Origin of the sequence: Streptomyces aurantiacus, assembly GCF_001418335.1 — a bacterium.
Taxonomy (GTDB): domain Bacteria; phylum Actinomycetota; class Actinomycetes; order Streptomycetales; family Streptomycetaceae; genus Streptomyces; species Streptomyces aurantiacus.
In genome coordinates this window covers 18005-37388 of the sequence record NZ_LIPP01000014.1, presented here as the reverse complement: position 1 = coordinate 37388, position 19384 = coordinate 18005, and the positions used below count along the sequence as shown (strand labels likewise).

Genomic DNA, 19384 nt, shown 5'->3' with positions numbered 1-19384 from the left:
CGGGGGGGGGAGGGAAGGGTCGGTGGGGTGGTGCGGGTGCAGGGGCGCCTCCATGGGCTCAGGGCAGATCTTCCAGCGGAGCGTTGTACGTTGACATGCCGTGGCGCGGAATGACAGTCATTGCGGGATGTCTCCTGTCTGCCGTCGGCGAACCGATGTGGTGGCCCCCTGGCGACAGGCCAGGCGACAGGAGCAGAACACTGGGGCGCCATCGGTGGCGCGGGCGCAAAACCCCGTGCGCGGTGCGCACAAGGTGCCGATAGTTGAGGCATGGACGCGATTGACTCCGCATGCGCCGTTGTCGAGGAACACCACCCTGACGCCCGGGCGGCGTTGCTGGGAGGCAGCGTCGTGACGGGCCGCCGCACGGCGATGTCCGACCTCGACATCGTGGTGCTGCTCAATGGAGCCCCCGCCCCGTACCGGGCGAGCATCCGGCACGGCGACTGGCCGGTGGAGCTGTTCGTGCACACCGAGACGACCTGGCACGCGTATGTCGAGCGGGAAGTACGCAAGCGCCGGTCACCGCTGCTCTGGATGTGCGCCGACGGGCTGCTGCTCTTCGACACCGACGGAGTCGGTGCGCGTGTCGCCGCCGAAGCCCGGAAGCTGACCGCCGCGGGACCACCCAGTGTGTCAGCCGAGGAAATCGACGACCGTCGCTACGCGATCACCGACCTCCTCGATGATCTTTCGGGAAGCACCGACCAGGGCGAGCGGCTGTTCATCGCCACTGAACTGGCGCGGAGAACGGGCGAGTTGGCACTGGCCATCGGCGGGTCCTGGAACGGAGGCGGGAAGTGGCTGGCACGCCGTCTCGATACCACGGCACCAGGGCTCAGCACGCGCCTGCACCAGGCGGTCCGTGAGTTGCTGGAGGGCCAGGCCGAGCCCCTCATCGGTGTGGTGGACGAGGTACTCGGGCAAGCCGGCGGCCGGTTGTGGGTTGGCTACAGGCGCGGGGGCAGAATGTCTTGAGCGGGCCCGGCAACCGGAGCCGATCAGCAAGCGTGACCGCGACCGGGCTGGAGATGCCTGGAGTAGGCGGCAGCTCCGGTGCACAGGCTCACATCGCCCTCCATACAGTCGGATCTGGATGTGGCTGACGGCTACCGCCCGTGCCTCGGCGCCGGGCACCTCCCGCCGCACCACTGCTACGGTCGCCTCCATGGCTCTCTCCGTCTCCATGGGTCAGGCTGTTGATCTACGGGTGCAGCAGGTTGACGAGGTTCTTGATCGTGTCGAGCGGTCTCTGCAGGTGCGCTTGCTCCCGGACACCGTGGTGCGCAAACGCCGATCTGTGGGAGCCAGGACGATCCGCGACACCTGGGTGCGGATCGAGCGGCGCTCGCTCGAAAAGATCCCCGATCAGGGATGGAACGGCACCGAAAGTGCCGCGCGCCTGGAGGGCATCGCCCAGCCTGAGTGGCGCGGATGTGTGGTCTGGCGGGACACAGACGAGCCGGTGATGTGGCGGGCCGACGAAACCGGGCTCCTGCCGGGGGCTCCCGTCGGAAGCGCCATCTTGAGTGAGGCCCCGGAGATGACGGACGCCTGGTGGGAGGCGTTGAACGCCTCGTTGGACGCTCTGGCGGCACAGGACACCGGGCGGATCGCCACACCGGACACCGTCACCATCACCCAGGCCCTCGTCACCGAGTCCATCCGCGGTGTCTTCTCGGGTGGCTTCGATACGACCGTGGAGCGGTGGGTGCCGGCCCACGCGGACCTGAACTGGGCGAACATGACGGCTCCGACGTTCAGCCTCTTCGACTGGGAGGACTGGGGTAGCGCGCCGCTGGGGCTGGATTCGTCCTCCCTTTGGGCGAGTTCCCTTGCGGTCCCGGCTCTGGCCGATCGCGTAAGGCGCGAGCGCCGGTCGGACTTCGAGAGCCGGGACGGCAAGTTGATGACGTTGTTCGCCTGTTCGAAGATCCTCGGGCCGTACGCGCACCCGGAGGACCCTCGGCTGGAACCCGCCCGGCGCATGGCTGAGCGGGTCATCGAGCAGCTTCAAGCGGGCTGAGCGCGCGAGCGGTCTCGGAGGAGACTCCGGTATTCCTGGACGCTCCGCTCGTTGACCCCGCCCGCCAGGGTTCCGACGAGTTCGCCGAGATGGGCGGGCTCATCGGTGCCCACGGCGACGGTGCCGACCCGCGGGAGGTGATAGGCGACTCTGAACGCCGCTTGCACGCAGGAGAGTTGGCTGCCGTCCCGGAGGAAGACGCGTGGATCGATCCTGTCCCACACAGGAGTGCTGGTACTGCCCCCGAAAGGGCTCATCCCCCACACCTTGGCGCCCTCCAGACCCCACGCCTTGGTGATGGCATCCGCGGCATCCAGCGTTCTGGCTCCGACCAGCAAACCGGCGCGGACCATGAGGACCGCCGGCTTCGGTACGGTCATGTCGATGAGGCTCAGCAGCGGTAACGGGTCCCAGGACGCGACGCCCCAGGCGGCGCAGAGTCCCTTCGCTACGGCCGCGTCGAGAGTGGCGCACGCCTGTATCAGCGCGTCCTGGTTGTGAGGGGCGGCTTCACGGAGCGAATGCTCCGGGTTGTGCAGGAACACCAGGTCCGGCTCCCGCCCGAGGTCCTGGGCGGCCTGTTCCACGGCCGCGTGCAGACATACGGGGTCCAGGGAATGCTCCGCCCCGTCCGGTCCCGGGAAATAGCCGACCTTGGTGGAGACCGTGAACTTCGGCAGCAGGTCACCGGCTGTCCGCACCAGGACCTCATGCGAACGGAAGTCGAGGTAGTTGCTGCTGGTGTCGAGTGCGGTGACACCGAGGTCCAACGCCCCCGTCAGGAGACGGCGTTCGTGACGAGACCGGTGTAGCCCAAGGACAACTCGGGGGTCAGCACCGCGCACAGTTCCTCCTCCACCAGGATCTCGGCGACCTCGGTCACTTCGGCTCCGACGACGGCTGCGGCGCGCTCCAGCGCGACCGGCTGGCCGCTGAGCAGCAGACGCAGTACGGGCAGGGCCTTGGCCGTGAGGGTGAGCTTCTTCCCGGAGGCCACGACGTGGACGGTCTCCCCGCATTCCTCGATACGGGGCGGGAAGTGGGTGGTGCACACCACGGCGGCGAGCGGCCCGAATATGTCGAGGAAGGGCACGTGCCGAGGCAGCGTCGTCTCTTGCTCGTACGCGGCGAGGAAGTCGGCCGGGGAGCGTTCACCGACGAGCTGGGCGGCAGCCGCGCTCAGGGCCTCGCCGCCGGTTCCGTGCCAGCGGTCGAGGTCGTGGCGGAAGATCTCGTGCTCGCGGCACCAGTCGGCCAGCCATGCGAGCCAGCTTGCTCCCGTGCGCTTGGTGATGCCGAAGGTGACGTGCAGGCTCTTGCCAGAACCGCTGCCGGACCGTGTCGCCTGGTGCCAGTGGCCCCGAGGGATGTGCATGACGTCACCGGTCCGCATGGTGCCGGACCAGATGATCTCGTCGCTCGGGGTGTTGTTGGGGTCGGCGTCCCGGTACATGGGGACTGCGCGGGAGGTCGCGCGGACCTCCCACTCCTTCTCGCCGGCGAGTTGGACGATGACGACATCGTGGTCGTCCCAGTGCAAGGGGAAGCCGGAGGCGTCGTTCGTCGTCAGGTACGCGTTGACCTGGACTCGCTCGTGGGACCACCACTGCAGGGCCCGGCAGGCGACCTCCATCGTCGGATCGAAGACGTTGGCCTGGTCCATGATCACCGTCGCGCCTTGTCCCAGGAGGCTGCCCAGGCTGCGCATGTTGGCCATGGGGATGCTCTGGCCCCGAGGGCTGACGCTGTCGGTGTAGTAGATGGCCGGATGGACCTCCTCGCCCTTCTGGAAGCACCGGAACTGGGGGCGGTTCAGGCTCCTGCGCATCGCGATGTCGAGCAGACGGTTCGGGGTCATGATGCGGGAGACGAGTGCGGGGTCGTCCATGCTCCCGCGTACGAAGTCCTTGCCCAGCTCCTCCGCCCCGTTCCATCCGAGCGCAGTCTCGATGGCGCTGATCAACCGATGTTCCATCGTTACGTCCTCCATGGGGTCGACCACGTGATGCGGACGCGGTGGGGGCCGACACGGCCGAGCGCGCCGGCCCCCACCGCTTGGTGCCTACTCGCTGTCGTGCAGGTTGCCGTCGCCACCCGGCCACGGCGCGTCGCCGGAACTTCCCTGGTTGTCCGACCGGAGGCTGTCGTACCGGTCGTGGACGGCGGTCAGCTCTTGCACCGCCACCAGGAGGCCGCTTCGGGCCGGAGGCGGTGTCGTGGGCTCTGCCACCTCGTACTCCTTCCTCTTCGGTTCTCCCGCCAGGGCTCCGGCGGGAGGTCGGTGGCCGCCCCACAGCAGTGAGAGAAGGGGGTTGCCGTGGAGCGGCGGTCATTGGGGGTCGCGAAGAGCCGCAGTCCTACACCAGCGACCGGGCAGGTCCGCGATTCATCGGCAGCACGCCTACGTCCTGGTGCATGTTGGTCTCCAGAACGCGCTGGTCCAGCTCGTACAGACACGCACGGCAGGCGTAGAGGGCCGCGTGTATGCCGCTCGACCGGACGGGTCCGATCCACGTCACCTCGACATCGGCACGTCCGCACCACAGCCAGCACTCGCCGCGCGCCTGCCATTCGTGGCGATCCCACAACGCGTACTCAGTGGGCTCCCTGGTGATGGGGTCGACATCACGGCGAGTGGGACGGAAGGCGACATCAGGGTCAGGAAGCGGAGTCGTACGCAGTGCGTGCCGTCCCATCACGCGACCGTCAGGGTGAGGGACTCAGGCTCAGCTACACTCCCGAGCTTCGGCCGTAGTGCGAATAATCTGCGCAGAACAGCGGCTCGGATGGCGGGTGCCACCGTGGGAAGCGCGACCTCCGCCCATACGCGCTTCCCACGGCCGGCGGGTTCCCAGGCACACCGCGAAGCGAGGAACTCGACCATTGACAGGCCGCGCCCGCTCTCGTCGTCGGCCTGGGCACAACTCATCTGTGGAGCTGCGGGATTGTCATCGAGGACGTCGATCACGAGGCGGCCGGGCCGGTGGTACAGCGTGACGGTGACGGACCCCTCCCCATGGACCACGGCGTTGCTGATGAGCTCGGAGGCGACAAGACGGATGGCGTCAGCCGTGTCGTCGTCCAACGGCACGCCCCACGTACGCACCTTGTCGACGACCGTGCGCCGGGCGAGGGAAACTTCCCTTTCCTCACCCGCGAGGACGAACCGATGGACGAGCATGGGCATGGCTGACGCCTCCGAAGGGTTGGAGAGCGGCTCCGTCCCCGAGGGGGAAACAAGGGCGGAGCCGCCGATCTGAGGAACCGTTCCGGGAGCGGTCGCCCTGCCCGGATTCCGTGGACGGCTGATACTCAGTCAACGGCCCGAGCGAGCAAGGCGGAACGTTTCTAGGGGGTTCCTCATGGGGACGCCCTCCCCGTACGCGGCCACGCGAAGTAACCTCCCCACTACGCCATGAGGGGATGACGGGAGTGATGACATGCCTGGTGAGCCGTTGGCGGTCCACCCGCTGAGCTTCCTCCGCCAGACGCGCGGATGGGGGAAGGCCGAGTTCGCCCGGCTCATGCAGGCGCACGGGAGATCGCTCGGAATCCCGCTCGCGACCAACCGCACCACCGTATGGAAGTGGGAGCAGGGGCAGGAGCCGGACGCGGACGCCCAGCACGTACTCGCCGACCTGCTGCGCGTCCCGTACGAGCAGGCGCGGAAGGCAGGCTGGCCCCGGTGGCTCCCGGTCTGGGAGGTCACGGGACTCACGGCCCCGTGGACCGAGGCCGGTACCGTTGAGGCGTTGTCCGAACTCGTGGGGAGTGGCCGCATGGATCGCCGGGGCTTTCTCACCATCATCGGCGCCGCCCTGACGGGCCTCGCGGCGAGCTGGGTGGACGCGCCGTCCGCCTTCGCCTCGGCCCTGGGCGGGGATCAGGTCACGGACAGGATGGTCTTGACGATCGAGCAGCGCATCAGCACGCTCCGTACCCTCGACGACCAACTCGGCGGCGCCACACTCCTGGAGCAGGCACGCGGCGATCTCGCCCTCGTCACCGGCCTCCTGAGCACCGGCAGGTACACGGAGAGCATCCGAATCCGCCTCTACGCCCTGGCGGCCCGGGTGTCGCACCTGACCGGCTGGATGGCTTACGACGCGGGGCTGCGGTCCGTCGGCCAGCGGTACTACGTAGGGGCCCTGCGCAGCGCCCGTACCGCTGGAGACGACGCGTTCGGCGCGTTCATCCTCGCGGAGATGGGCGTTCACGTCTCCGAGGCCGGACGGACCGCCGAGCGCGTCGCCCTCATCTCCACCGCCATCGACAACGCCCCACGAACGCTGTCGCCCTACACCCAGTCGTTCCTTTACCTGCACAAGGCCGAGGCACTGTCCCGCGACGGCGACCACCAGAACGCCGGAACAGCGCTCAACCGCGCTGTGTCCCACTGGGAGCGCCACACGACGGAGGAAAACCCGGATTGGCTCAACTGGTTCGGTGAGGCCCAGCTGAAGTCGACCGAGGGCAAGGTCCTGCTGCGGTCCGGGCAGGTGGAGCGCGCGACGGACTCCCTGGAGACTTCCGTGAAAAGCGCGGCTCCTCGGGACAAGGCCGTACGCTCCAGCCGCCTGGCCGAGGCCCGGCTCGCCGGCGGCGACCTGGACGGGGCACTCGACGCCGCGAACTACGGCACCGAGCTCCTGGAGAGCAGTGTCAGTTCCGTACGGGCACTGGACCGCTTGAAGGAGTTCTCCGCACACCTCGAACCGCGCAAGTCCGTCCCCGCTGTCCGTGAGTTCCGCGAGCGCCTTCAGGCCGTTCCCGTCGCGGCGTGACCGTCACCGCTCGGACTTCGAGGCCGAACCCACCCCCGCGGAGCACGTAGTCCCAATGCCAGGATGGACGGCATGACGACGATCCACGGTGAGGTCGCGGCTGGGTTCGAACCGGTGCGTAAGGCGTTCGCGGCGAACTTCTCCCAGCACGGGGACATCGGCGCAGCGGTGTGCGTGTACCAGTACGGACGGCCGGTGGTGGATCTGTGGGGAGGCATCGCCGACCCCCAGACCGGTCGACTGTGGACGCGGGACACGCTGCAGCTCGTCTACTCGGCTACCAAGGGGGCCACCGCGACCGCGGCACACATGCTGGCCGAGCGCGGTGCGCTGGACCTGGACGCGCCGGTGGCGAAGTACTGGCCGGAGTTCGCCGCGAACGGCAAGGCGGACATCCCGGTGCGCTGGATGCTGTCCCACCAGGCTGGCTTGATCGCGCTGGACCAACCGGTCCCGCTGAACGAGGCGTTGGCCTGGCACCCGATGGCGGCCGCGCTGGCCACTCAGCGCCCCCTGTGGACTCCGGGCACGGCGCACGGGTACCACGGTCGGACCTGGGGCTGGCTCGTCGGCGAAGTGATCCGCCGAGTGTCCGGCCGGACGCCGGGCCGCTTCTTCGCCGACGAAATCGCCGCCCCCCTCGGACTGGACTTCTTCATCGGACTGCCGGCGGATCAGCGCGACCGGGTCAGCCGCATGGTGTACCAGCGCCCGGCCGTGGACCTCACTACCGTGCCTGCCGAGTCGGTTCCCGAGGAACTCCGCGAGCAGGTTGCCGCGTGGCGGGATCCGGAGTCATTCAGCAACAGGGCGTACGCGGTCACCGACCCCGCCGAGATCGACTTCGACTCGCCCGAGGTGCAGGCCGCGGAACTCCCGGCCTCCAACGGCATCAGCACCGCGCACGGGCTGGCGCGCATGTACGCCGCGCTGATCGGCGAGGTGGACGGCGTGCGCCTGCTGACCTCGGAGACCCTTGCTTCGGCGACCAAGGAGCAGGCCAGCGGGAAGGACCAGGTGATGCTGATCCCGAGCCGGTTCAGCTCCGGGTACATGCTGCCTACCGAGACCAACCCCATGATCGGGCCGAACTCCTTCGGTCACACAGGCAGAGGCGGCTCACTTGGTTTCGCCGACCCGGAACACGGCATCGCCTTCGGCTATGCGATGAACAACATCATCGGGGGCCACAACGACCTGCGTGCGACGTCACTGGTCGACGCTGTGCGAAAGTCCCTGGCGTAACAGCTGGCATCGCTGCGGTCCTTGTCCGCTATCACAGCCACCCCGAGATCCGGAACGGCTCGCCAGCAACGTCGGCGTACGTCGTTACGGTGGACGGCGGCTACGCCGCCAACCGCCGAGTCCCGGTCGAGGTGGCAGTCGGCGGAGTGGAGGCGATGCCGACGACCTCGACCTGGACACCCCATGATTCGAGCGTCCTGGCCGTATGCACCAAAGTGACCTGCGAGAACGGGAACAGGGTGTCGGCGGTGAGGTCGGTGCCGTCCTTCAGCAGGATTGCAAAGACGACCTTCGAAGCCCGGAAGTCTTCCGGTAGACCGCGCCCTTGCCGGGCCGCGGCCACCTTCTCGGCGAACCGTTCCCTCCCCTCCGGGGAGTTCCGCAGCGTCTGTACGGCGACGAGCGCCTGACTGAAGAGATGGCTCAACGCGTCGGAACCCTTGGCACGCTTCACCATGACCAGGACATCGTCCGGGCTCAGCAGATCACAGATCTCCACGCCGTTCCCGCGGTGCAGCGCGGTCTGCACGTTGTCGCGGTCAAAGCAGACGTACCCGGGCCGCTGGTCCGGCACGCACGCGTTGTAGGTGCGCTCCTTCTCCCCAAGGACCCACGGGGGCAGGTCGACGGACGGGGTGTCGGTGATCAGCCGTTCGGCGTGCGAGCGGATCGCCTTCAGATACTCCTGGTCGATCTCGTACCAGTGCTCGTCCATCAGGAAGAACCGGCGAGAGTCGAGAAACACTTCCGCCTCGATCCACCGGAGCGCGCTGGACATCCAGATTTCGTCGGCCCGGTCGGCGCGGCCATGCCGATAGAGAGTGACGGTTCCTTCCCGGAGCGCGGCCACGCGGCTGCCCGCATGCTGGATGCGCGCACGGCAGAGGACGTACTCAAGGTCGAAGTCTTCGGTCGACCGGCCGGCCGCGTCGCTGTTGATCCTGGCCCTGAACGCCCCTGCGGCCATGTAGTCGTCCCAATGGTCTGCGGGGACAGCCACGCTGATCCTCCCGTCGGGCTCCTGCCCCAGGAGGTTGTCGAGGATGGCCTCCAGGCGAGTGACAAGGCTGGGATCGTCGACGGGCACGACGTGTTCGACGAACTCCAGCTCCGGGCTCGGCTTCTCCTCGCGCAACACGCGGGCGATCGCACGGATGTCAGCGATCAGGTCGGCACCCTCCACACCGAGCCGCATGCGCAGGCCGGCTCCGCCCTCGGCACTGGAGATCTTCCCCGGGTTGTCCCGGGAGATGGTGAGCGGGATGTTGTCCAGGTGGCCGCCGAGGCGGCGCACAATCTGCGCGTGCTCAACGATGCCCAGGCTCCACACCGAGGCCCCGCTCGGGATCAGGGTGATGTCGGTGCGCCCTCCGCCGGGAGTGTGCGATACCAGGTCCCGGATCTTCGCCGGGTCCACCCGGCGGGACGCGAAGCTCAGCCCGAAGCGGTGGTCCTTCAGGCGGTCGGGCACCAGGCGGAAGCCCTGGTCGTAACCGATCGCGTACACCTCACCGTCGACGGCCAGCATCAGCAGGCCGGCCGAGCGATTGACGGACCGTGACACCTCGATACCCGTCGTTCGGAAGATCTCGTCGCACCAGCTCGCCACAGGCTGCTCGAAGCTGCCGGTGACCAGGACCGCCGGTACACCGAGGTTCTCGGGGACGTCGAAATCCGCGTGGACCCTTTCCAACTGGTTGGGGTCCAGGGCGTCGAACATCGCGTCGACAGTGGGAGGCACGCCCCTGAGCCGGTACAGGGTTCGCTTGGACGTACGGCCCGTCATGGTCCGCTCCTCATTCTGGTCTTTGCGGACGGTCGCGATAACCGTCCTCGTGGTGTCGTTCTCACGCGTGTCTCCTTCCGGCAGCGCCTCTCCTGGCGCCGACGCGAGTCAGAGAGTCAACAGGGCGACGATCGCCGCGACTTCAGTACGCCACGCGTGGACCTGGTCCTCCGTCGGACCGATCTCGTACTGGTGGTAGTGGCATCCCAGGCAGAGCTGGCTCCACACGGCCTTCGCGCGGCGGGCCGTTCCTGCTTCGGCGCAACCGCGGAGCCAGAGGAACGCGGCCCGCTGGGTGCCCTCTCGGATCGCGCGCGGCGCCCGGTGGGAGGTGAGGCGGTCGGCGACCGCGCTCTCCAGCGCGACACGGAGGGCGAAGGCGGCACCTCGACACCGGCTCGCCGTGGCGGCAGCGGACGCGGCAGGTACGGTCGTGGCAGCGGGCGTGGCGGGCTCGCCAGTGTCCGTGAGGAGCAGGTCGGCGGTGTCGAGCAGCTGGCGAATCGTCTGGTTCACGGCCCCTCCTCGGGCTTGCGTACCGTCAGGGCGACGGCCTTGATGTCGTCCACGAACCGGTGGGGGTCCGGCATCGAGGTGCCCGACGGGTGGGCGCCCTCCTGGCACTGCCGGATGAGGTCCATCGCCCCGGGGCCGCAACGCCTGCGCAGCTCGCGGTAGACGTCACCCGCCTTCTTCGACGGGTCTCCGAAGAGCCCCAGCGCGGCGATGTCCATCAGCGTGACGGCCCCCGCGACGGTCTTCTCCGCCTCGTGTTCGGCCAGCCCCGCCCGGTGCAGCCGCAGCCACGCGGCCTCGGAGAAGGCCCGTTCCAGGACGGCGCGGCAGAGGCTGGGCAGCACATGGGTCATCGCGACCGGCGGGAGGTTTCGCGTGCGGATGAGAGCGCGTGCGTCGGCCAGTGCCTGACCGACCGGATCGGTCACCCGGCTCACGGTCACCACGGACCGGCACGCCCGCTCCACCTCCAGTACGGTCACCGGGAATTCCTGGTTGGTGAAGGCTCGCTGGAGCCGCGTGTCGTGGGTGAAGACCACGACCTGCTGAGTCGCCCCAAGGCCATGCAGCACCTTCGCGAGGCCGTGGACCTTGGCGGGATCCATGGACTGCACCGGGTCGTCGATGACGACAAAACCGAAGGGGCTGTCCGGCGCGGCGGCGCGCGGCAGGAAGAGCGAGAGCGCGAGGGAGTGCAGTTCGCCCTGGCTCATGACGCCAAGGGCCGCCGCCTCGGTGCCGTCGACGGACACATCCATCACCAGCTTGCGCACGGTGGCCTTCTCGCTACCGGTCAGGCGCACAGAACGCAGGTCCACGTTGCTCTGCTGACGCAGTTCCTCCCAGATCCGCTGCGAGTGATCCTCGAACGGCCGCAGCCGCTGCTCGCGCAGCTCGGCACGCGCCTCCTTGAGCCACTTACGGGCCGCCCTGACCTGGCACAGCCGGGGCCTGCCGGCGTACGCAGGCCGGGCCCGGTCGAGCCAGCCCGCCAGGCGGGTGACACAGGAGCGCCACTCCTCGTCGAGCTTTTCCAGCTCCCGCAGCGCCTCGTCGCGCAGCGCGGCGCAGGCGTCGGCGAGGACGAGCGCGGCGGTCTCGGCGCGGGCTGCAAGCCGCTCGGCGTCGTCGATCGCCCGGCACGCCTTCCACTCCTCCCACGGGTCCACGAGCGGGGCGGGCAGCCACGCGGGGACCGGGGTGACCAGGTAGCGGAGGGCGTCCACCGCGTCCCGCAGCCCGGTACGGGCCTCCCGCGCGGTCGCGGCCTCCTGCCGCAGGGTCGCCACCTGTTCGGCGGCCCGCTCGGCCCACGCCTCGTCGAGCGCCCGGTCGGACCCGCACACTGGGCAGGTGTCCTCGTCCTCGTGCCGACGGCTGTGCTCCAGGGCCTTGGCCAGCAGTTCCGCGCGCTGGTGGGCGTCCTCGGCGCCCGAGGCACGTACGTCGTCAAGTACGGCGACGGCCTCGCGCAGCCGGTCCACGGCCGCGCCGACCATGCCGAGGTCCGGTCCGGTCAGCGCGGCGGTCGTCCGCAGTTCCCGGAGACGGCTCTCGTCCGCGTCGGGCAGTGAGGTCACGAGGGCGTCGAGCACGACGAAGTCGGGGTCGCCCGCCTTGCCAAGGACCGCGAGCGCGCGTACCGCCCGCGGGTCGTCCAGCGCGGACAACGCCCCGGCGAGCACGGGCCGTTCTTCCTCGGCCTGCTTCAGCGCGGAGTCGAGCGCCTTCTCGATGCCCTGGAGCCGGTCGTCCGCGTCGGTCAGTTCACGGAGGCCGAGGATGGCGGCGACCGAGTCGTACTGCTCGCTGGGCCTGCCGTTGAGGACCTTGTCGAGATCCGCGTACGACAGGAAGGGGCTGTAGTCGTTCAGGGCCCGCTCCCACCCGGTGCCGACGAAGGGCCGACGGCCGTGGCCCGGCCGCCTGAACTCGGCCTCGGGGGCGGTGACGTCGTCGCCGGGCCAGGTGCACGTCAGGGTGGACAGCCGGGGGTCGCCCGCGATGGCGAGGCGGACCTCGACCCTCGGGTCGGCCCCGTCGTGAAGGTTGCGCCAGTGCCGGCGCCACACCTCGCCCCGCTGCTTGTCCAGGCGGGCGGTCCGACCCGTGAGCGCCGTCTCAATGCCCTCGGCGAAGCTGGACTTCCCCGAGCCGTTACGCCCCACGACGAGGGTGACTCCAGGCTTCGCGGTCAGCGGCAGACGTGCCTTGCGGCCGATGCCGCGAAAGCCGTTGACGCTGATGGAGTCGAGGAACACCCGCTGGTCCGGGTGCGGACCAGCAGGGGTGCCGGAGGACTCCGTCGCGGTGGCGCCCAGTGCCTCTCGCAGGAGTGCCCGAGGTTCCTCCGCAAGCGCCGAGCTTTCGAGGCGGGCGTTCAGGCGAGAGAGCGTCGAGGAGGCGCCTCGGCGATGATCGACCTGATGGTCAGATGCGTTCGGCTCGCTCTGTTCGGGGTGTTCCGTCATGGTGCTCTCCGCCCTCCGTGGTCGGTTCCGGGGCCGGGCTCGTGCGGTGAGCGAGAGGGGTGAGCCTCTCGCTTTGCGCGAGCCCGGTGTTACGGAGCAGACGTTAGAGGCGGAGAAGTTGCTAATCCATGTTTTCAGTGATAACCAGGGTTATCAAAAGATCCGAGACATAAGACAGTCCGTCCTGGAGCACGAGGCGGTGCTGTTCTACCTGGACAACCAGCAGCTTCGCAGTGTCGAGATGGTCGAGCGTCTCGTCGCACGCCGTGACGCGAACCGCCGGGCCATCGAGAAGGGCGGCCCGGCGGCGTACGCCGTGCGGCACGACCGCGTTGAGCGCACCTGGCCGTGACGGGAGGGCGCCCCTGGTGGCGCCCTCCCGTATGCGTTGCTACTTCGCAGCGGGCGCCCAGAGGGCGGCCACGATCTCCATCTGCTTGAGGACCAGGTCGACCGCCTCGCGCTCCTCCTCAGGCGGGTAGTCGAACATCGCCAGCACGCGGCGGATGCGGGTACGGAGCTTCGCCCGGACGGGTTCGCGGGAGAGCCAGTCGACGGAGAGGTTCTTCTGGATGTCCTTGACGAGGGCACGAGCGATCTTGGCGAGCGTGTCGTCGCCGCCCTCCATCGCCTCGGCCATGTCGCGGTGTGCGACGGCGTCGTAGAAGGCCAGCTCTGCGTGGGTCAACGGCGGGTCGAACCGCTCGCCACGGCGGGCCTCCGCCGACACTTCCCGTGCCAGGGCGGCGAGTTCGGCGATCACCTGGGCGCTGGTGAGCTGCTGGAGCATGTAACGCCTCATCAGATCGTTCAGACGCTCGGTGAAGCTCTCGTTGCGGACGACGTTGTGCTTGGTCACCTCGCGCATCTTCTGCTGGATCATGCGGCGCAGGGCCTCGGTGACCAGGTGCGGGGTCTCCGAGTTCTCCAGATTGCGCAGCTGCGCCTCGTTGAGACGGGTGATGTCCAGCCGGCCGATCCCGGCCTCCGCGTACAGGTCGGTGATGTCGTCGGCATCTACGACCGAGGCCGCTAGGGCCTGCAGGTAACGCTGGACCTCGGCGCTGAGCGGCTCCCCGCTGGCCTCGCGCTGGGCGGCGTCGAGCTTGATCATCCAGGCCCGGACCTCGCTGAAGAAGGAGATGTCACGACGCCAGTCGTCCAGGTCCTCGCAGCGCTCGGCGATCTCTTTGCTCATCGCGCAGACACGGTAGAAACGGTCCAGCCGGGCCGCGCTGTCCTTGAAGCGGACGGAGAGCGGCTTGGCGGGGGGCTCGACCTTGTTGCCCGGGTTCTTCGGATCGCGCAGGAAGTCGGCGGTCAGACGCAGCGCGCGCTTGCGGGAGTCGGGACGGCCGGTGTCGGCAAGCCACTCCTTCCAACGGCTCCCGGCCAGAAGCCCCTTGATGGTGGCGATCTCGTTCTTGACCTCGGTGACGGCCCGTTCGATGTCCGCGCCGAGGGTCTGGTCCTTGCGATCCTGGTCCGAGTACTCGCGCAGGGCCTTGGTGAGGTTGTCGGTGAGAGGCGCGTAGCCGACGAGCAGACCGTCCTGCTTGCCGCGGAAACGGCGGTTGACGCGGGCGAGCGCCTGCATCAGGTTGGCGCCCTGCATCGGGCGGTCCATGTACAGGGTGTGGATGGGCGGGGCGTCGTAGCCGGTAAGCAGCATCGAGTGGACGATGAGCAGTTCCAGCTCGTCGTCGGGGTCCTTGGCGCGCTTCTGGACGACCTTCTGCTGGGACTTGCGCAGCGAGTGCTTGCGCATGTGCTCGGGGTCGGAGCGGTCGCCGTGGAAGACGATCTTCATGACGCCCTTGTCGACCTCGTCACTGACCCAGCCGGGCCGCCGCTCGGCCAGCGCATCGAAGACCCGTACGCAGATCTCGCGGGTCGCGCACACGACCATCGCCTTGCCGGGGGCGCCGATGTCTGGTTTGACCAGCTCACGGCGCTGCTCCCAGTGGGCGATCAGGTCGTCGGCGAGCTTCGCTATGCGGTCCTGGGCACCGTAGACGGTGTTCATCGTCGTGGCGTACTGGATGGCGCGGCGGCGCTCGGCGTCGTCCATTCCCTCGGTGAGGGTGTTGGCCTGCTCGTCGAGCTTGTTCGGGTCGACGCCCTTGGGCAGGTCGACCTTGATGACACGCGGCTCATGGAACACGCGGACCGTGGCCCCGTCGTCGACGGCGCGCTTCAGGTCGTAGATGTCGATGTACTCGCCGAAGACGGCACGGGTGTCGGCCTCGGCCTTCGAGATCGGTGTGCCGGTGAAAGCGAGCAGGGTGGCATACGGCAGGGCGTCGCGCAGGTGGCGGGCGTAGCCGTTGAGGCTGTCGTAGTGGGAGCGGTGGGCCTCGTCGACGATCACCAGGATGTTGCGGCGCTCGGAGAGGAGGGGGTGGGACTTGCCGGCCGCCTTCTCCTCCTGGCTCAGGCCGAACTTCTGGAGGGTGGTGAAGACGATCCCCCCGACGTTGCGCCGCGTCAGCTCGGTGCGCAGCTCCTCGCGCGTGTCGATCTGGTGAGCTTTTGCCTCCAGCAGGGACTCGCTGTCGAGGAAGGTGTCGTAGAGCTGGTCGTCGAGGTCGTTGCGGTCGGTGATGACGACGATGGTGGGGTTGTTGAGCGCCGGGTGGCGGAGGACGAGCGCGGCTGTCTCCACCATCTCCTCCGACTTTCCCGCGCCCTGCGTGTGCCAGACGACGCCGGCCTGGCCGTTCGTCCGCGATGCCTCGACGACGGCGTCCACCGCCTTGTTCACCGCGAAGTACTGGTGCGGCTTCGCGATGCGCTTACCGGAGAGGGGCTCGCCCGGCTTGGGCGGGGGGAAGTTGACGAAGTTGCGGGTGAGGGAGAGGAACCGGTCCTGCGTGAACAGGCCGTGCAGGGCCAGGTTCAGCGCGTCGAGGCCGTCGTAGCCGGGCTCGTTGGTGTCGACGGGCTTGCCCTCGTGGTCGACGTTCCAGGGCGCGAAGTGTTCGTACGGCGTGAACGCTGTGCCGTACTTGGCGGTTATGCCGTCCGAGACCAGGCAGAGGACGTTGTAGCGGAACGCGATCGGGAACTCCGAGACGTACGTCTGGAGTTGGGCGTGCGCCGACTTGAGGGTCGCGTTCTCGTCGGAGGCGCTCTTCAGCTCGATGACGGCGAGAGGCAGGCCGTTGACGTACAGGACGATGTCGAAGCGGCGGTGACTGCCGTCGGTCTCCCGGACGGTGACCTGGTTGACGGCCAGGTAGCTGTTCACGTCGGCGTCCGTGAAGTCGACGAGGCGGACGGTGGGGGTCTGCTCGGCGCCGAACTCGTCGGTGTAGGTGAGGCGAATGCCGGTGGTCAGGTTCTCGTGGGCCTGCTTGTTCTCCGGGTACGCCTCGCGGGAGGCAGGGTCGGTGGCGATTCGGAGGGCTTCGTGGACGGCGGTGGAGGTCAGCTCCGGGTTCAGCTTTTCGATGGCTGCCTGGAGTTCGTCGTGGAGGATCAGGTCGTCCCAGTCGCGGCGATGGCCGGTGCCGGGGGCCAGGTCCTTGCCAGCCCTTTTCTCCCAGGCGAGTTGCACGAGTTCATCCAGGGCCAGGTGCTCCCAGGTGGACTCGGTCATTTTGGCGTCGAGGTGGGCGGGGGTGTGGGGGGCGTCTGTGTGCTCGCTGCCGTTTTCGGTGGTCATACGGCGTCCTCCACGATCTTCTCGGCGTCTCGGACTCGGAGCTTGCCCGACATTAGTTGGGGGAGGAGGGTGTCGCGGAGGTTGGCCAAGGCCAAAGACTCCCTGAGCGCCTGGTCCGCTCGCTCCTCCAGCGCATCCAGCTTGGGGCGCAGTTCCTTCTGGCCAGCAGGGCCGGGCAGGGTGAGTTCCAGTTCACCGACTTGAGATCTCCGGAGTTCGGTCTGACCAGTGCTGCCTTCGCCCATCGCCTCGATCTCTGGCTGAGCACGCAGCATGGCAAATCCGGCACAAACGGGGTCGACCTTGCTCTCATTGAAGCGCACGATCGTAATGTGCGAGTCGACAGTCGCGTCCAGGTCCAAGGTCCAGCGGGCAACCCGCCCGAGAGTACCAACACCCGTTGAATTCACTAGCACGTCGTTAAGCTGCAACAGCTTGGGGGCCTTGACCTTCTCCCGGAGAGTCAGACGGGAGGGTTCGAGATTCACACGCCCGTCGCGAATGCACTTCTGATTGAGCACTGTGAGTTCATCCGAAGAGTCTGCGTATTTCGGAGCGACGCCGCGAGTCAGCGCAGTCGCGACTGAGTCCACAACTACTTCAGTGGAGTCGTCATCATGAAGACTCTGAGAATAGAAGGTGAGACCGAGTTCGCGAGCCATTGCCGCGACGCGCTCGTTGACCGCGATCTTGTCGTCCAGCGCCCCAAGCACGCCGGAAATCGCACGCTGGATTTCCAATGGTGGCACAGTAACACTCAATCGCCTTTGTTCCGTGAGCGATACATATGCCGCCATATCGGACTCATTTTCGCGGGCCCGAAGCTGTGCCTTGAAAGGCTCAGACTGAAGGAAAGCGTAGAGATATAGGGGATCGATTGCTTCATGGTTCAGGCTACGCCAGAACGTTGTCTGCGGTGAGCAAACAAATGGGGGGCTGACTGCTGGGGCGAAAGCAACCTTCCCCACTGTTCCTTTATGAGAGAGGATTACGTCACAGGGTGCACCAATTCCCTTTCGAACTCTCTCCCTGGCGATTTCGTTGATCTTTTGAGCCGACTCGAAGAGAAGGCGCCCACCCCTCATGTCCGCGGCACGAATGAAGGCCGTTCCACTGTTCCCGAACTCTGCTGGCCTCGGCCGATACTCGCCGTGGTTGCCGTCTTGCACCAGGAGAATGCCGTCAGCTTCGAGGTCGCTAACAACGCGCTGCCACTCAGTCACCGATCCTCCCCAACTGCTCCCGGACCACCACATCCAACCGAGCCGACTCATCCAATTGCTCGAACAACTCCTTCGTCAGCCGAGCGATCCGCTCCTCCACCGGCTCCGCATCCGGATCCTCTGCGGCCTCTGCCGCCCCCACATACCGCCCCGGGGCCAATACATAGTTGTGCTTCTCGATCTCCTCCAGCGTCGCGCTGTAGCAGTACCCCGGCACGTCCTCGTACGAAAGCCCCTTGTCTCTCGCCGACTTCGTGCCCCGCCACGCGTGATACGTGTCGGAGATCTTCTCCAGGTCCTCCTCCGTGAGGATCCGCTCCGTGCGGTCGACCATCGTGCCCATCGCTCGCGCGTCGATGAACAGCACCCGGCTCCGCCGGTCCTCCAACGCCTTCGCGCCCTGCGGGGACTTGTCCTTCGTCAGGAACCACAGGCACGCCGGGATCGCCGTCGTACGGAACAGGTTGCCCGGCAGGGCGATCATGCAGGAGACCAGGTCTGCCTCGACCATCGCCGCGCGGATCTCACCCTCGCCCGACTGCTTGGACGACATCGAGCCGTTGGACAAGACCACGCCCGCGCTGCCCCGGTCCCCCAGCTTGGACACGATGTGCTGGAGCCACGCGTAGTTGGCGTTCGACTGGGGCGGGGTGCCGTACCGCCACCGCCTGTCGTCCGACTTCCTTGCCCAGTCGGACATATTGAAGGGCGGGTTGGCCATCACGAAGTCGGCCTTCAGATCCGGCAGTTTGTCGTCCGCGAACGTGTCCGCCCAGCGGTCGCCGACGCCCTTCGGGTCCATGCCGTGGATGGCGAGGTTCATCTTGGCCAGACGCCACGTGCGCTCGTTGGCCTCTTGGCCGTAGACCGCGATGTCGTGCGTGTGGTCCTTGCCGCGCCGCTTCGCGACAAACTTGCCGCTCTGCACGAACATGCCGCCCGAGCCGCACGCAGGGTCGTACACCCGCCCCTCGTACGGCTCCAGCACCTCGACGATCAGGCGGACCACGCTCGCCGGCGTGTAGAACTCGCCAGCTCGCTTGCCCTCCGCCCGCGCGAAGCGCTCCAGGAAGTACTCGTAGGTCTCACCCAGGACGTCCTGGGCGGGGCGGTCGCCATGCCCCGTAAAGCGGGCATCGCTGATGAGGTCGACGAGTTCCTTCAGGCGCTTCTGGTCGACGTTGTCGCGGTTGAAGATCTTCGGGAGGACGCCGGTGAGGGTCTTGTTGGCCTTCATCACCTCGTCCATGGCCGTGTCCAGGAGCGCGCCGACGCCGCCTTCCGCGCTGGCCGCGTTCTCGGAGATGTGGTCCCAGCGGGCGGTCGGGGGCACCCAGAAGACGTTCTTCTCCGTGTACTCATCCTTCTCCTCGAGGAAGGCCGCCCGGCGGTGCTCGGGGATCTGGGCCAGCTCGGGGTCAGCGGCCAGTTCTTCGCGGCGTTCGGTGAAGGCGTCGGAAACGTACTTCAGGAAGACCAGGCCGAGCACGAACTCCTTGTACTGGGCGGCGTCCATGGAGCCACGGAGCTTGTCCGCAGCCTTCCACAGGATGTCCTGGATCTCCTTGGTGCTGGAGACACTGAGCAGTTCGCCCTGTCCGGCGGCTGCCGCAGCTCGCTTGCGGGGTGGCATCGTTCCTTCTTCCGACTCGTCGGTGGGTGGGTG

The 19384-nt window shown here is 67.7% G+C and carries 16 protein-coding genes; 5 read left to right on the top strand and 11 right to left on the bottom strand.

From position 1 onward, the window contains the following. The first annotated feature begins 270 nt into the window (after positions 1-270). Complete coding sequence (locus AOK01_RS02150; protein ID WP_055507759.1) at positions 271-978, top strand: nucleotidyltransferase domain-containing protein; 708 nt, start codon at positions 271-273, stop codon at positions 976-978. A 190-nt stretch (positions 979-1168) separates the two neighbouring features. After that, positions 1169-2026 (top strand): hypothetical protein, encoded by an 858-nt coding sequence (locus AOK01_RS02145; RefSeq protein ID WP_055507765.1) that lies wholly within the window; start codon positions 1169-1171, stop codon positions 2024-2026. Here the strand turns inward: AOK01_RS02145 and AOK01_RS02140 are convergent. The 5 genes from AOK01_RS02140 to AOK01_RS44610 all read right to left on the bottom strand — a co-directional run bounded on the left by AOK01_RS02140 (position 2014) and on the right by AOK01_RS44610 (position 5213). Further along, a complete protein-coding gene (locus AOK01_RS02140; protein WP_055507757.1) occupies positions 2014-2871 on the bottom strand; it encodes an aldo/keto reductase in 858 nt (285 codons plus the stop codon). The two genes, AOK01_RS02145 and AOK01_RS02140, sit on opposite strands and share 13 nt — an antisense overlap. Beyond that, complete coding sequence (locus AOK01_RS02135; protein WP_055507755.1) at positions 2805-4001, bottom strand: JmjC domain-containing protein; 1197 nt, start codon at positions 3999-4001, stop codon at positions 2805-2807. Before AOK01_RS02135 ends, AOK01_RS02140 begins: the two co-directional genes overlap by 67 nt. A gap of 87 nt (positions 4002-4088) precedes the next feature. Then, positions 4089-4256, bottom strand: coding sequence for a hypothetical protein (locus AOK01_RS43975; protein ID WP_167307964.1), 168 nt, complete (start codon positions 4254-4256; stop codon positions 4089-4091). A gap of 127 nt (positions 4257-4383) precedes the next feature. Continuing rightward, complete coding sequence (locus AOK01_RS44615; RefSeq protein WP_055507753.1) at positions 4384-4722, bottom strand: hypothetical protein; 339 nt, start codon at positions 4720-4722, stop codon at positions 4384-4386. Then, the gene (locus AOK01_RS44610) at positions 4722-5213 is read right to left on the bottom strand and encodes an ATP-binding protein (RefSeq protein WP_055507751.1); all 492 of its coding nucleotides are present in this window, start codon (positions 5211-5213) and stop codon (positions 4722-4724) included. The genes AOK01_RS44615 and AOK01_RS44610 overlap by 1 nt, the downstream gene beginning before the upstream one ends. A 253-nt stretch (positions 5214-5466) precedes the next feature. Between AOK01_RS44610 and AOK01_RS02120 the strand changes: the two genes are divergently transcribed. Next, entirely contained in the window at positions 5467-6810 is a 1344-nt protein-coding gene (locus tag AOK01_RS02120; RefSeq protein ID WP_055507749.1) for an NsdA family TPR-like regulatory protein, read from the top strand. 72 nt (positions 6811-6882) lie between these two features. After that, positions 6883-8055: a serine hydrolase domain-containing protein gene (locus tag AOK01_RS02115; RefSeq protein WP_055507763.1), complete on the top strand. Its 1173-nt coding sequence runs from the start codon at positions 6883-6885 to the stop codon at positions 8053-8055. A gap of 100 nt (positions 8056-8155) precedes the next feature. Here AOK01_RS02115 and AOK01_RS02110 read toward each other — a convergent pair whose 3' ends face one another. From AOK01_RS02110 to AOK01_RS02100, 3 genes are all read right to left on the bottom strand, one after another. Continuing rightward, positions 8156-9841 (bottom strand): TIGR04141 family sporadically distributed protein, encoded by a 1686-nt coding sequence (locus AOK01_RS02110; RefSeq protein ID WP_055507747.1) that lies wholly within the window; start codon positions 9839-9841, stop codon positions 8156-8158. A gap of 108 nt (positions 9842-9949) precedes the next feature. Then, positions 9950-10357, bottom strand: coding sequence for a hypothetical protein (locus tag AOK01_RS02105; protein ID WP_055507745.1), 408 nt, complete (start codon positions 10355-10357; stop codon positions 9950-9952). Continuing rightward, complete coding sequence (locus tag AOK01_RS02100) at positions 10354-12828, bottom strand: AAA family ATPase (protein ID WP_055507743.1); 2475 nt, start codon at positions 12826-12828, stop codon at positions 10354-10356. Before AOK01_RS02100 ends, AOK01_RS02105 begins: the two co-directional genes overlap by 4 nt. 73 nt (positions 12829-12901) lie before the next feature. On the opposite strand from AOK01_RS02100, the gene AOK01_RS43315 reads away from it, so the two are divergent. Further along, a complete protein-coding gene (locus AOK01_RS43315; RefSeq protein ID WP_157871163.1) occupies positions 12902-13180 on the top strand; it encodes a hypothetical protein in 279 nt (92 codons plus the stop codon). A 39-nt stretch (positions 13181-13219) separates the two neighbouring features. On the opposite strand, the gene AOK01_RS02095 is transcribed toward AOK01_RS43315, so the two are convergent. The 3 genes from AOK01_RS02095 to AOK01_RS02085 are packed head-to-tail and all read right to left on the bottom strand — an operon-like array spanning position 13220 to position 19351. After that, on the bottom strand, positions 13220-16495 hold the full coding sequence (locus AOK01_RS02095; RefSeq protein WP_055507741.1) for a type I restriction endonuclease subunit R: 3276 nt from the start codon (positions 16493-16495) through the stop codon (positions 13220-13222). Further along, positions 16492-17718 (bottom strand): restriction endonuclease subunit S, encoded by a 1227-nt coding sequence (locus tag AOK01_RS40515; RefSeq protein WP_157871162.1) that lies wholly within the window; start codon positions 17716-17718, stop codon positions 16492-16494. The genes AOK01_RS02095 and AOK01_RS40515 overlap by 4 nt, the downstream gene beginning before the upstream one ends. Beyond that, a complete protein-coding gene (locus tag AOK01_RS02085; RefSeq protein ID WP_055507738.1) occupies positions 17711-19351 on the bottom strand; it encodes a type I restriction-modification system subunit M in 1641 nt (546 codons plus the stop codon). Before AOK01_RS02085 ends, AOK01_RS40515 begins: the two co-directional genes overlap by 8 nt. Between the last annotated feature and the right edge of the window lie 33 nt (positions 19352-19384).